This window comes from Pseudomonas sp. HD6515 (assembly GCF_024971855.1).
In the GTDB taxonomy this organism is placed as follows: Bacteria; Pseudomonadota; Gammaproteobacteria; order Pseudomonadales; family Pseudomonadaceae; genus Aquipseudomonas; species Aquipseudomonas alloputida.
This window is the reverse complement of the sequence record NZ_CP079827.1, coordinates 4,117,445-4,130,712: the sequence shown is the minus strand read 5'-3', so window position 1 is coordinate 4,130,712 and position 13,268 is coordinate 4,117,445. Positions and strand designations below refer to the sequence as shown.

Annotated in this window: 10 protein-coding genes and 1 pseudogene; 7 read left to right on the top strand and 4 right to left on the bottom strand. The window is 53.4% G+C overall.

Annotation, left to right across the window (positions count from 1 at the left end):
* The first annotated feature begins 60 nt into the window (after positions 1–60).
* Positions 61–1,608 carry a sensor histidine kinase gene (locus tag KW568_RS19145; protein ID WP_004573966.1) on the top strand — a complete coding sequence of 516 codons (1,548 nt, stop codon included), beginning with the start codon at positions 61–63 and terminating at the stop codon, positions 1,606–1,608.
* A gap of 157 nt (positions 1,609–1,765) precedes the next feature.
* On the opposite strand, the gene KW568_RS19140 is transcribed toward KW568_RS19145, so the two are convergent.
* The gene (locus KW568_RS19140) at positions 1,766–2,191 is read right to left on the bottom strand and encodes a response regulator (RefSeq protein ID WP_004573967.1); all 426 of its coding nucleotides are present in this window, start codon (positions 2,189–2,191) and stop codon (positions 1,766–1,768) included.
* Between the two features lie 566 nt (positions 2,192–2,757).
* Between KW568_RS19140 and KW568_RS19135 the strand changes: the two genes are divergently transcribed.
* The 5 genes and pseudogenes from KW568_RS19135 to KW568_RS19110 all read left to right on the top strand — a co-directional run bounded on the left by KW568_RS19135 (position 2,758) and on the right by KW568_RS19110 (position 9,751).
* Positions 2,758–3,855: an IS630 family transposase gene (locus tag KW568_RS19135; protein ID WP_004573968.1), complete on the top strand. Its 1,098-nt coding sequence runs from the start codon at positions 2,758–2,760 to the stop codon at positions 3,853–3,855.
* 517 nt (positions 3,856–4,372) lie between these two features.
* A pseudogene (locus tag KW568_RS19130) lies at positions 4,373–4,836 on the top strand (transposase); the annotation flags it as partial.
* Between the two features lie 746 nt (positions 4,837–5,582).
* Positions 5,583–6,953, top strand: a complete 1,371-nt coding sequence (locus KW568_RS19120; protein ID WP_004573974.1) for a sigma-54-dependent Fis family transcriptional regulator — start codon at positions 5,583–5,585, stop codon at positions 6,951–6,953.
* Between the two features lie 163 nt (positions 6,954–7,116).
* Entirely contained in the window at positions 7,117–8,265 is a 1,149-nt protein-coding gene (locus tag KW568_RS19115) for an iron-containing alcohol dehydrogenase (protein WP_004573975.1), read from the top strand.
* 67 nt (positions 8,266–8,332) lie between these two features.
* A complete protein-coding gene (locus KW568_RS19110) occupies positions 8,333–9,751 on the top strand; it encodes a hypothetical protein (RefSeq protein WP_050562496.1) in 1,419 nt (472 codons plus the stop codon).
* 207 nt (positions 9,752–9,958) lie between these two features.
* Here the strand turns inward: KW568_RS19110 and KW568_RS19105 are convergent, their stop codons facing one another.
* Both KW568_RS19105 and KW568_RS19100 read right to left on the bottom strand, forming a co-directional pair.
* Complete coding sequence (locus KW568_RS19105) at positions 9,959–10,999, bottom strand: hypothetical protein (RefSeq protein ID WP_232435423.1); 1,041 nt, start codon at positions 10,997–10,999, stop codon at positions 9,959–9,961.
* Between the two features lie 41 nt (positions 11,000–11,040).
* Positions 11,041–12,075 carry a P-loop ATPase, Sll1717 family gene (locus KW568_RS19100; RefSeq protein ID WP_232107082.1) on the bottom strand — a complete coding sequence of 345 codons (1,035 nt, stop codon included), beginning with the start codon at positions 12,073–12,075 and terminating at the stop codon, positions 11,041–11,043.
* Positions 12,076–12,497: 422 nt separating this feature from the next.
* Here KW568_RS19100 and KW568_RS19095 point away from each other — a divergent pair, with 422 nt between their 5' ends.
* Positions 12,498–12,656 carry a hypothetical protein gene (locus KW568_RS19095; protein WP_004573978.1) on the top strand — a complete coding sequence of 53 codons (159 nt, stop codon included), beginning with the start codon at positions 12,498–12,500 and terminating at the stop codon, positions 12,654–12,656.
* Between the two features lie 300 nt (positions 12,657–12,956).
* Here the strand turns inward: KW568_RS19095 and KW568_RS19090 are convergent, their stop codons facing one another.
* Complete coding sequence (locus KW568_RS19090; RefSeq protein ID WP_004573979.1) at positions 12,957–13,262, bottom strand: PadR family transcriptional regulator; 306 nt, start codon at positions 13,260–13,262, stop codon at positions 12,957–12,959.
* Positions 13,263–13,268 lie beyond the last annotated feature (6 nt).

Genomic DNA, 13,268 nt, shown 5'->3' with positions numbered 1-13,268 from the left:
GAACCGCCTTCACGGTAGGTACGGTTCCGGGGCGTCTACCGTCAATCTGAAGGGAAGACTATGCAGCAGCTGCCAGCTGACGAAACCATACGAGCGGCCTTGAAGAAGACCCACATTCGCCTGCACCGCCAACATGAACTGGTGGTGGAGTTCGGCGTGATGTCCTTGAAAGTGACTGACCTGGATGTGTTGTTGACCCATGCCTGTGAAGTCGTCGCTGAAGGGATGAGCACTCGCTTCGCCAAGGTGCTGCAGCCGGCTGAGGAGGGGGAAGGCTTCATCTTGTCACACGGTGTGGGCTGGGACGCTTCTGACATCGGTCAGGCTACCGTGGGTGCCGATGAAGCAAGCCCGGCAGGCTATGCATTGGCAACCTACAGGCCAGTGCTCTCGAACCATCTGGGCATGGAGCACCGGTTCCGAACACCGGAGCTGCTGAAGAAATACGGAATCGAACGGGCTATCAACGTCCCGATCCGGGGCGTACTTAGCCCCTTCGGCGTTCTCGAAGCCGATAGCAGTGACGGGGACGATTTTGTAGAGAGCGATCTCGTATTTTTGGAGGGTATCTCGAACGTCATTTCCATGGCCCTTGAGCGACTATCTGCTGGAGCAGATATCCCTCTTCCCGATCCGTATTCGGAAACCCTTCTGAACGCGAGTCCTGACTGGGTCGAGATCCTGACTTCAAGTGGCGAGTTAGAGTTCATGAACGAAACGGGGGTACTCTTCCTGGCTACCCAGCTGGCGGACGTGAAAGGCCAGCGGTGGCAAGACTTGTGGCCCGAGGAGTCTCGCTCACTTGTTTGCGAGGCTATGGGAAAAGTCAGCGGCGGGGAAACCGCTCGATTCGAGGCCTATCACCCCATCTCTGCAGATGATCCAAAATGGTGGGACGTGACGGTGGCGCCGATCCTCGGAGCGGACGGCAAGGTCGAGCGAATGATTGCCGTATCGCGAGATATCACCGAGCGTCATCAATATGAAGCTCAATTGCTGTCGCTCATCGAGGCCCAGAATAGCAAGCAAAACCGAAGCGACCTCTATCTCGAAGAGATCCACCATCGCGTAAAGAACAGCCTTCACCTGGTAAATACCCTGCTGTTGCTGCAAGCCAATCTCACGCCTGATGCAGCGGTCAAATTGCAACTTGAAACCGCCGCAGGCCGAGTGGTGACCATTGCAACGGTTCACGAACGGCTGTATCACGCTGCCGAAGACCAGGAACTGCGCGCTCGTGACTACCTCAATGCGCTGCTGGGGGATCTGGGCAGAGCCTTGGCCGACCGAAAAATTGTGCTGGAGGCTGACGATTTCGTCTTGCCCCCAGAAAGAATGGCGCCCTTGGGACTGGTCATTTCTGAACTGATCACCAATGCCCTCAAGTACGGCAAGGGCGCCATCGAGGTGATCGTCAAGTATGCCGGCGACCATGCCTTACTCACCGTCAGGGATGAGGGCGATGGATTCCCTGATAATTACCCTAAGCCGACGGGCACGGGCCTCGGCATGCGCTTGGTCAAAAGCTATTCCGGCTACGGCAGCGCGGCGGTTGAGGTGGATCGGTCAGATCGTAAAAGCTGTATCCACGTCCGCTTCAAACTTTAGAAACCAGGCGATTGAATGCGTTCCAATAGCCTAGCCCAGACAGATTCACGAGGCTGTTGATCGGGTTTGCCCTACCTGGGTTTCCGAGGCCGCGAATTGGTCTGTAGTAGGCCCCCCCCTTATGTCCAATATGGCCAGAACACGGTGGACTCGAGAGCTAAACCACGTCTGCTGCCGCGCCCGGTTGAGCCATTGCTGGTTGTGACAGCTGGTCAAAAATCATTTCCTGCAGCTTGGTTACCGGCCAAGGTTTAGGCAAGAACAGCGCATTGTCAGGGAGAGCGCGGGCTACGAAGTCGTAGTAGCCACTCATCACGATGAGGCGAGTCTCAGGGTTGAGCTGGCTAGCGATCCAGGCGAGGTCGACTCCATTCAGCAAGCCCGGCGTTTGCACGTCCGTGAGCAGCAACGCCCAGTCTTGTTTCATTAACTCCAACTTACCGGCATCAGCGGTAGCCACCGCTGTGACAACGGCACCCCAATCTTCCAGATAGAGGGTCAAAAGCTCTCGAATCAAGGGTTCGTCCTCAACGATGAGGACGGCAGGATGGTCTTTTTTCGCGACGGGGTTCAGTTCTGTCATTACTCATACTCGGGAGAGCGGCTGCTGGAAGGGAGAGACATCCAGGTCTATCTGCTGAATTTCAGCGAGACGTAGCAGCGCGCCATCACTACGACATCGCGATTACTCAGAAAATTCAGTTCGCTTAGGCACACTCAAGGTGAACCAGCCTCCGCCAGAGAACTCCAATCGAGGGGCTCATGAGCCGCTGTGGTGATGCAACGTAGCGGCATGAAAGCGTGAAGCGGCGTAGGGACTAGCCGTGTTACAGGGCAAGGATTTGTTATGCAGCGTCAGAATGTTGAACAAGCCGAGCAATTGGTGGCAGAGGTACTCGTAGCGGCCTGGCGGCGGCTGACGAAGCCTCAGCCAATGAACGCAGTGTCGTCCGTGAATTGTTACGTTGTGCCTTTGAGACACTCTGTGCCAGGCGGATCCCCGTCCATGCGCAGGTCGGGGGGCGGGAAGTCAAGCTGCCCTGTGCCCAGGACGGAAGCGTCGTTGAAGAGCACCTAGTGTTCTGTCTCAAAAATAAGTATTCCATTTGAGCTACGCTTCCTTGGTCAAACAGGACGCGGGGTGGAGCGATGAATTCTCAAGACATCGTGCTCAGTGACGATGAACAAGTTGAGCTGAACCGACGAGTTCGGTCTGCCACCATTAGCCAGCGCGATGGCCGTCGAGCACGTGTAATCTTGCTGGCCGCTCAAGGTCATTCACGTAATGAAATCGCTGAGCTGACTGGCCTCTCCGTGGTTTCCGTCACCCGCTGGTGCAAGCGGTTTCAAGCACTGCGTCTTCAGGGCTTGGTAGATTTGCCGGGGCGAGGCCGCAAGCCTTCATTGCCTGCCGAAGCCTTGCAGCGAACACTTGAGCAGGTCACTCAACCGCGCATCGGTCAGCCACGCTGGAGCTGCCGTAGCATGGCGCGTGTCGCTGGTATTTCTCCTGCCAGCGTTCAGCGGATCTGGGCTGCAAACGACATCAAGCCGCACCTCACCCGCACCTTCAAGCTGTCCAACGATCCGCAGTTCGAAGAAAAATTCTGGGACGTTATCGGCCTGTACCTGGCGCCACCGGATAAGGCGTTGGTGCTCTGCTGCGATGAAAAGAGCCAGGTTCAAGCTCTGCAACGCACGCAACCAGGCTTGCCATTGGGCATCGGCCACATCCGCACGCAAACCCATGACTATGTCCGCCACGGCACGCTAACGTTGTTCGCTGCCATGGACTATCTGCAAGGTCGGCTGATCAGCAGCATCGAAACCCAGCATCGGCATCAGGAGTGGCTGGCCTTCCTGAAAAAGATCAACCGAGAAACCCCCAAAGGTCTGCAACTGCATTTGATCGTGGATAACTACGCCACTCACAAGCATCCCGTGGTCAAGGAATGGCTTAAGCGGCATCCACGATTCCACCTGCATTTCACCCCGACCTCAAGCTCCTGGATGAACATGGTTGAGCGCTTCTTCCGGGATATCACCGTTTACCTGCGCGACGGCAGCTTCAGTTCCACACGTGAACTGGCCAGCTCCATTACCACGTTTTTAGCGCTGCACAACGCCCAACCCTCTCGGTACGTCTGGAGCGCGAAAGGTGAAGACATCTTGCGCAAGATCCAGGGTGCCCGAGAGGCAATGGCACGCGAGAATAAAGAGAACGTTTTATCTGAGACAGGACACTAGCGAAATTTTTGATGAGGAAACGCGGAAGGCAGGTGATGCTAGATCGAGCTCGCCTCCAATCTCATGCCACGCTCTTGGCGATGGGGGAGTGGTGCCGGTCGGCATTGAGGAGCAATCTTCGGAAAGCTTTCAAGATTCTTGGTCATACCGAGTTTTGCTGAAGGCATTGACATCGCATACGTCACATCTCGACATCTTGCTACGACTTTTCCGCTCGGCGGGGATGCGTTGCCGCTCAGCTGCGCTATGGTACAGACACCCTGGCATAAGACTAAAGTCGTGGGAGGGCGGCATGCGCATACGCGGTGACATTTTCTGGAAATGGTCAGACCCGACGCTTCATCACCGAACTCACGATGAGACTCTGGACGACGGCACGACGATGGATATCCAAGTGCGGTTATCGCGAACGGGCAGCACGCAAATGTTCATAGGGGTGTATGCCGGCAGTGGTATGAATCGCCCCTGGTTTCGTAGACACCTCCAAGCCTCATACGAGGCCCAAATAGGAGGTGTCATGAGTCGTCAGCGTTACCCCGAAGAATTCAAGATCGAAGCGGTCAAGCAAGTGACCGAGAAAGGCAAACCAGTCGCCGATGTCGCCCAGCGCCTGGGCATGTCCGTGCACAGTCTTTACGCCTGGATCAAGGTCTACAGCAAGCCCCAAGAGCAGCGTCAGCAAGACGACGATCAGCAGGCCGAACTGCGCAAGCTACGCGCTGAACTCAAGCGCGTGACGGAAGGGCGAGACATCTTAAAAAAGGCCGCCGCGTACTTTGCCAAGGAGTGCGGCTGAAGTACGCCTTCATCAAGAAGCACTCGACTGATTACCCGGTGCGGCGCCTTTGCCAAACCCTCAAGGTGCACCCCAGCGGCTATTACGCCTGGCTGGCCGAGCCTCAATCTGCCCGAGCAAAAGAAGATCAACGTCTGCTTGGCTTGATCAAACACGCTTGGCTGGAAAGCGGAGGTGTATACGGGCCAATTTGGACTTACTCGAGATCTATCACATCTCCGATTCAGGCCGAGGCGGAATTGGAACCGGACACATCAATTTCAGGACGCATCACCGGACGCTCCTAGAGGGTGGCTTTGCTGGCCATGTGGCGATTGAGCCAGTGCTCGCTCACCTCACCCCGAGTAATTCTCCGAGATCCGCAGACGACCAGGCTCAACTGGACGCGCAGATTTACCATAGCGCCTCGTGCTGGAGGAGTTACTCGAATGATCTTCCTGAGTGATACAGCCAAGTTTTCCATTGCTGCTGCCTAAAGAATGATCACATGAGCAACTACGCCGTGACTCCTGACGGGCGATACTATGTGGTCAAAGGTCGACTGTGGCGCTGCAGCGATCCGTCGCTTTCCGAGGATGAGCGAGGTCGATTGGTTAAGGAGTTGATGAACGCCCGGCGCACAGTTAAGAAATCCAAGTCTTCCGGAGACGCCACTGAGCTTCGTGTCGCAAGGGAGCTTGTCAATGACGCCAAGGTAAAGCTCGGTGAACGAGGGGCGCCATGGTGGAAGGACGGTAGCCCGGACTACAACCGAAAAATGGTTGTAAATACGCCCTACGCAGACTGGTATGCCTCGCTCGACGATCAATGTCGAGGTTCGTCAGCGCTACCACAGGGCTCAGATCGCACAGCCAGGCTGGTGACTCCACAGGCTTGCTCCTGTTAGTGGCCAAACCACTTACACTATCCTTTTCTGTGGCAGATCCTGATCGTGGACTTAAACGACCAAACCTTTGACACGTTCTTGAATGCGTTGCATGACGGCGTCTATATCACCGACGGCGCCGGTATCACCGTGAAGGTGAACACTGCATACGAGCGACTGACAGGGCTTGAAGGTGAGCAAATCATCGGGCGTAGCATGCATGACCTGGTACGCGATGGTGTCTTATCACAGTCAGCATCATTGCGCGTGCTCCAGCAAGGCGCTCCAGTATCAGTGATGCAAAGCCTAAGCAACGGCAAAAAGCTTTTGGTAAGCGCTACGCCGATTTTTGAAGATCGCCGCATCAGCTACGTCGTCAGCGCAGTTCGGGACATGACCGAGCTTCTGCGTATGAAGCACGAGCGTGATGAGCTAGCTGGGCTCAAAAAGCTTCGTAGCAGCACCGCGCAACTGCACGCTGGCGAATACATGAAGCTCGCAAAGTCTCCAATGGTTTTCGACCAGGCACAGACTGGACAGCTCTTTGCCCAAGCTCGACGAGTGGCCAGTAGCGATGTGAAGGTTCTGCTTCTCGGAGAGACCGGGGTAGGCAAAAGCCTCGTCGCCCAGTACATCCACAATGCAAGCGCTCGGGCAAATGAGCCTTTCATACCTCTCAATTGCGGAGCAATGCCGGAAAACCTCATAGAAGCGGAATTGTTCGGATATGCGCCAGGAGCTTTCACAGGGGCCGCTGCAAAAGGGAAGAGAGGGCTATTGGAGCTCGCCAACCATGGCACCTTGTTCCTCGATGAGATTGGTGATCTCCCCCTATCCCTTCAGGTCAAGCTTCTCAAGGTCATCGAGGAAAATCGCTTCATCCCTGTTGGAGGCCTAGAGCTAAAGGAGGTCGACGTCCGCATCATCAGCGCGACCCACCATGATCTTCGACAGCGGGTTGCTGATGGCTTGTTCCGGGCGGATCTGTATTACAGACTCAATGTCGTTCCGATCAAAATCCCTGCCCTGAGGGAACGTGGCAATGAGATACCCACGCTCCTGGAACACTACCTTGCTCATTTCAACGGCAGATATGAGCAAAACATGAAATGGAGTCTCGAGGCGGTCGATCTGCTCTGTGAGTATGCTTGGCCAGGAAATATCCGCGAACTAATAAATCTGGTCGAGCGCTTGGTCGTTACCTGCGAGTCTGAAACGATTGAAGCGCTAGACCTACCGGAGGAGATGCTGAACCTGCATGCAGAGGGCGAAAACCTGAGCCGACTCCCCTTGCGCAGGATCATTGAGAATGCAGAACGCAGCGCCATCATGTCCGCGATGCGTATTCACAAAACCACCCGCCTTGCGGCAAAAGCCCTGGGCGTCAGCCAAGCCACCATTGTCCAAAAGATGAAACGTTGGGAAAGGTCTGATTAGGTTCCTAATCGGAGACCAGCTTTTTGATTTAATTCTTGCTCGCTGAACGCCTCCCGACATTCACCAGAACGCTGTGAAGGCCAGCAACGGCGGGCTTTTCAAAGCTTTGGCATAGCTTTTGTTACCCACCAGCTCATCACAAGAAAACAAAGAGGATGAGCCCGTGAGTGTTTCTGCCTTTCAGATAGCTAACAAACTCCTTACTGGCGCCGGCGCGATTAACCAACTCGATGCCGAACTAACACGTTTGAAGGTCAATAATCCCCTCATCGTGACCGATGCGATCCTGGTGAAAACCGGCACCGTTGAGCTCGCCTTGGCCGAGCTGGCTGGCCGCAACTACGGCCTCTATGACCGAGTTCAACCAGAGCCGGAAATCGGCTTGGTTGAAGATTGCACTCGTGCTTACCGTGAAGGCGGTCATGACGGACTAATCGGCCTGGGCGGTGGCAGCGCGATTGATATCGCCAAAGGTGTTGCTGCTTTTGCTGGGCATGAGGGAGCTCTGGCCGATCTTTTCGGAGTAAATCAGGTAGCCCGCAAAGGCCCTCCACTGATCGCAATCCCAACCACTGCCGGCACCGGCTCCGAGGTCACCAACGTGGCTATTTTTTCGGACAAAAAGGCGCAGTTGAAGAAAGGGATTGTGAGCGACTACCTCTTGCCAGACGTCGCCTTGGTAAGTCCGGTAATGACCCTTACCTGCCCACGTAGCGTCACTGCTGCAAGCGGGGTAGATGCGCTTGTACACGCCATCGAATCGTACATTTCTGTAAACCGCTCACCTATCACCGATGCCATCGCGCTGGGCGCAATCCGACTTATCGCACGTGCTTTGCCAAAGGCCTATGCGAACCCTGATGACCTGGTTGCTCGCGAAGAAATGGCCACGGCGAGCCTCATGGGTGGCATGGCGTTTGGCAACGCTGGTGTCGGTGCGGTACATGCCCTGGCCTATCCACTTGGCGGACGCTTCAACATCGCTCACGGTGTCAGCAACGCACTCTTGCTTCCTTACGTCATGCGCTGGAACAAGCTCGCATGTGCTGAGCGCCTCAAAGATGTTGCCCAGGCAATGGGTATCAGCGTCGACGGGCTGAGCGACCTTCAAGCAGCTGATGCTGCAGTTACCGCGATGGCCGAGCTGTGTTCAGCAGTCGGTATTCCAACCGGGCTTCGAGCATTCAGTGTCCCCCATGACGCATTGGCATCAATGGCTGAAGAGGCCAGCAAGATCGACCGCCTGATGCGCAACAACCCTCGCAAACTTTCGTCGGCAGACATTGAGGAGATCTACCGAGCAGCCTGGTAGCAGCCTGATGAATCTGGCACCCCTGGCTGGGTGCCATGCCTACAAGACCAATAATACAGGTGCACTGATGTCAAATTCAGCACATGAAACTCCATACATTCCCCTTGGCCCGTTCAAGGTTCGACTGCCATTTCTGCACTATCGCCTTGAGCTACCAGACTTCCTCCAAGGCCTCTTGATGTGCGCCGTGGATCTCGCGGCGATCCCCCTGATGACCGAGCTTCTCGGAATGCCATTCGAAGTGGCCCTCGCTGTCGTCATGCTCAATGGTCTGCTTTACCTCACTCACCATCTCCTTGGAGATCCAACCGTTCCAGGATGGATCACGCCAGCAGTCCCACTGCTGATGGCTTACTGCGCGACATTCCCTGAGGGGCCAGAGCGCGTTCATGCACTCATTGCCTTCCAGCTATTGTTAGGAGTGTTCTCGATAACGCTCGGCGCAACGGGAATGGCCAAGAAGGTCTTCACCTACGTTCCCTCAGCCATCAAGTCGGGCATCATTGTCGGCGCGGGTTTCAGTGCCGTGATTTCTGTGTTCCAGATTGGCGGTAAATTCGATGTGCTGCCGATCACTATCAGCATCACCGTAGGCCTGGCGTTCTATCTGATTTTCTCACAGCATTTCGCACAGCTGAAAAAACGGAATCGTTTCTGGTGGAATTTCGCCAAGCTTGGAATTCTGCCCATCATCCTGCTTGCCGTCGTGATTGCGCCGCTGGTGAACGAAGCATCCTGGCCAACCATCAAGTGGGGTATCAGCACGCCTGACTTTATGGGGCTCTGGAACAACTACACAGTCTTCGGCCTGGGCATGCCACCTCTCTCGATGTTCATCTCAGCCATTCCAATGGTGCTTGCGGTGTACATCGTCGTTTTCGGCGACGTGCTTAGCGCCAAGGTTCTGCTGGATGAGGCTGAGCAGGTGCGTACCGATGAAAAGGTGGACTACAACCCTGATCGCGCTCACCTGATCTTCGGTGGACGGAATGCATTCATGAGTATCTTCGGCCCAGATGTGGCAATGTGCGGGCCTAAATGGGCGGCAATGCTTGTGGTCATCATCGAGCGGTTCAAAGGTGGCCCACGTGCCATGCAGTCCATCATCGGTGGCGTCGGCTCTTTCCGCTGGGGCACGAACACAGGCTTGTTGTTGCTGCCAGTCGTTACGCTTGTTCAACCCATCCTGGGTGTGGCCTTGGCCCTCACTCTGCTGATCCAGGGTTATGTGAGCGTTCGTCTCGGTGTTCTGGAAGCGAAGAGTCAGCGTGACCTTGGCATCGCAGGCGTGATCGGTGCCGTGCTCGCCATCAAGGGTGCCAGCTGGGCGTTCGCCGTGGGAGTCGCGCTTTGCCTGCTGATCTACGGGAAGAATTTCTTCAAAGGCGAGAACGATGGCACCTTCACCCGCGACCAGGCCGTCGATGACGAGCCTGCTCAGGTAAAGACAGATAAGGCCTCATCTCCGTCCATGATTCTCGATTAAGGCACGAGTGGTGTGGTCACCAAACTGAAAGTGACCCCACTGCGTAACTTAGCGGTATATTTAGCGTTATTGAGTGCAACCTCGACCAAGGTCATACGCTCTCATACGCTCAATCAAGAATTGATTGTAGAATCTGGTAGGATAGCTAAGCCTCTCTTCTAGCCTTCCAAAACAACTGAGAAAGGCCACCTCACGGCGGCCTTTTTCTCAGACTTCTGCAGCCTTTGTTTGCCTCGACTTCTTCCCTCTAGTATTCGTACTCTTGATGGAAAGGTAATTTCGCTCATAAGTATCGAGCAGAGAGTTCATTTGCTTGTCTATCGCATCGTGCTTTTCGGGACTTCGAAGTTTTTGAAGAAGCTTGCACAAAAACTTTGCTGGCAGTTTTACAATCAGTGAGTCATGGCCTTGATACACCTCTTTAACCCAATCGAGATCCTTGCCGTTATGTAAGTTTTCGTCAAGGTCACGATTTATTATGAACCCCAGCTTACCATAATCACCAACCAAATATGATTGAAGCTGGCGATATTCGCTGGGCCCTAAATCCTTGTAGTTTTTTGCATCAAAAACAACTTGCCGACACTTATAGTCCGCAAACACTCGACGCCAGAACGTCGAGCCTTCATTATTTGTTCCGACAATATCTCTACGCTGAACCGCAGCGCCGTTTGGATGAGGCTGGATATTTATCAAGTGCGCAGCAAAAACTATCCTTAGACTTTCCAAGCACCAGGATTCAAATTCGCGATCACCCTCATGCCCTAACGGAATGCGATCTAACTGAGAGATGACTTGACCTATCTTTGTGCTACGTATCTGAGGGTTGCACGATTGCACCTTGATATCATATTCATCATTTATCTCCTCAGCCTCCCCCTCCGTCAGGGCGTTTTTACTGAGATTCAAACCCAGCCAGTAGCATGGATGAATGAGGATTTTATCAAGATCAGAAAAGCATTTATCAGGGGTTCTACCATCATGACAGAATGAATAATATGAAGAATTACTGTCGTGAACGCCAATAAACCCTATGCTATACAAGGATTGGAGAATTCCACTGGGCTGAAGAATTCTAGCTTCAGCTAAGGCCGAATGATTACCGGTTTCTTCAAGGCCGTCAAACGTGGAGCTTATCTTATTTAGTGCATGACTTGCGGTAAGCTCCGGCTCACCGTCCTTGAAGCATGACGTTGTCGCCTGAATGGCAGGAAATATTTTCTGGTACTCTTTCCATAGATCTTCCAAACGAGCGAGCGATATTGACTGTGCCGCATACTCCAGATCATCTATGACTGCTCGGTCGCGAGATTGCCGGGCAGCACAAAAAAAGCTTCATTTAGTAAAGACAGCAGGTCGCGTGGCCGGTACAAGGTAAATTGCAAGCATTTTTTGAATCCGTCCCGCCCTTGCAAGTCACCCGCAGTACATCTATCCCAAACACGCTGATCCTTTTCGACGTCTAAGCTGAAGGATATTTTCAAACGCCCAGTGGCTAAAATTAAGAGCTGCGCCCAGTCCCAGTGGAGTCGAATAACTTGCCCCTCAATATTCCTGGAGTAGTCTGGATCTTCTTTTGCTAATGCCCTGTAGATATTGTCACGTAGAAAAACAATTGGCCTGATCTGATCAGACTTTTTGTTTAGTTCAATAGCCGCATAGGCTAGACCAGCAATGATCCCAATCCCAACAGCGTCTGGCTCATAGCCCTCATCCAAACGATCCATTAGAATAACAATTCGTTTTTTAGCTTTCCCCAAGAGCTCAATAACCCTTTCTTCAACGGCCTCAAGATCAAGGTTTCCTGAAAGATCCCCAACTGCCTCCTCACATGAGTCAGATGTCAAAAACTCTTTAGCTATTTTGCGACACTTTGTTAAGAAAGTTCCTTTTGCCTGATTCCAGCGATCAATATGCGACCGTAGATCATGATCTCTATCCACGAGACTTGCAGTTTTGTAATTGCCAGCAATATACGACGCAATCTCCATGAGCAAGGCATAGCGCCATAGAAGTCGCGTAGCCGCGCGGGACAAGTTGAATGACTCAGAAAAAGGCTTCATCAACGAGCGGAAGCCAATTATTTCGCTGTCCTCTGGGGCGAAGCTTAAAACTTCGATATGTTTGTCTTTTTCCCAATGTTTCTTAAGCTGAAGGAACAATGCACTTTTACCTGTGCCTCGCCTGCCCACAACCACGGTTCGATCATCTGATTCAATAAGTGTGCGAAAATCACCGGTTGCGACGAATGCATCATTGAGCATTCGATTGTCATTTTCGGCAGTTAGATCACCGAGGGGATTTGACCTCAACGCAATTTGCATATCCAGCGCTCCCTGTCCTTGAGCCTGTGTCGGCGGATTCCGTGGAGGTCGGATTTTTTTTCGTCTCATTCTTCATACCCTCCAGCAGACGCGGAGGAGAATAGTGTACCTAGCCGACCTTCTGCTAGGTTAGTTTTAAGCATAAAAAACTGATCCATTATTACTCAGAGGAATAAATCATCTAACTAATTGAAATTACAAGGAAGTTTTTCCCCGAAGTACATCGAGTCAATTAACGCGTCATCAAAATTTTTGAGCCATGGCCTTACATAGGGTTGTTTGTCTCTCTCTCCACCGATATCAGAGCTAGCCATACGGATACTGTACTTCACTGCACAGATATCGACGTTTTAACTAATCGGAAGTCAACTGAACAATGAGGTGAAGCCATCCTCCAAATAGCATTACCTGGAGGATCAACCATGCAGCCGAAAACTGAAGGCACGGAAGAACAGGGGCCGAGCGGAGTGCCCTTCATCAATGACCCTGAAAAGCCAACCTCACCGCCCCTGAATGATGCCGACGCGACAGATGCCGCTGAAGCTGATGAGGACATCGTTGACGACGGTGAAGCCATTTAATGAAGGAGGCAGTCAATGGACAACTATCACCTGAGCCCCACTGCTGAAGGTTGGGGGCTCAAAAAAGTCAGTGCGGAACGCGCTTCGAAGCGAGCCGCAACCAAGTGCGTAATTGCATGGACTTGACCACCTGTTTGCACTCGACTTGACCAGTTGTTTGCATCGAATTTGACCGGCGCACGGGTACGCCTTGACGGGCAGAAGTCGGCCAAAAGCGTACGTAGCTAATGGGCCACTGCTTTCGGTCAGTGTGCGGTCAAGAAAGCAAGTAGCTGGTAGCAGGCACTCCGGTTAAGGCCATCAGCGTCCTTCGATTAACTCGCCGAACAACTCTCTAACCTTCACCTTGGCATCTGCCAGCGCTGCTCGGCCTTCATCAGTAATCTCATACATGCGTCGCTCGCGGCGCCCAGTGCGTTCATGGTGCGAGCACAGATAACCCTTCTTCTCCAAACCGTGCAGCATCGGATACAGCGTGCCCGCGCTGAGTTCGTAACCGTGGTGGCGCAGCTCCTCGATGACGGCCAGCCCGAAGATGGGAGCCTCGGCAGCGTGGTGCAGGATATGCAGGCGGATCAACCCGCCGTAGAGGTCTTTGTCGGTCACTCGATG

What these genes read in the sequence shown, in the direction of transcription:
- KW568_RS19145 (WP_004573966.1), top strand. Translation starts at nt 61, where the DNA reads ATGCAGCAGCTGCCAGCTGACGAAACCATACGAGCGGCCTTGAAGAAG.
- KW568_RS19140 (WP_004573967.1), bottom strand. Translation starts at nt 2,191, where the DNA reads ATGACAGAACTGAACCCCGTCGCGAAAAAAGACCATCCTGCCGTCCTC.
- KW568_RS19135 (WP_004573968.1), top strand. Translation starts at nt 2,758, where the DNA reads ATGAATTCTCAAGACATCGTGCTCAGTGACGATGAACAAGTTGAGCTG.
- KW568_RS19110 (WP_050562496.1), top strand. Translation starts at nt 8,333, where the DNA reads ATGTCAAATTCAGCACATGAAACTCCATACATTCCCCTTGGCCCGTTC.
- KW568_RS19100 (WP_232107082.1), bottom strand. Translation starts at nt 12,075, where the DNA reads ATGCAAATTGCGTTGAGGTCAAATCCCCTCGGTGATCTAACTGCCGAA.
- KW568_RS19095 (WP_004573978.1), top strand. Translation starts at nt 12,498, where the DNA reads ATGCAGCCGAAAACTGAAGGCACGGAAGAACAGGGGCCGAGCGGAGTG.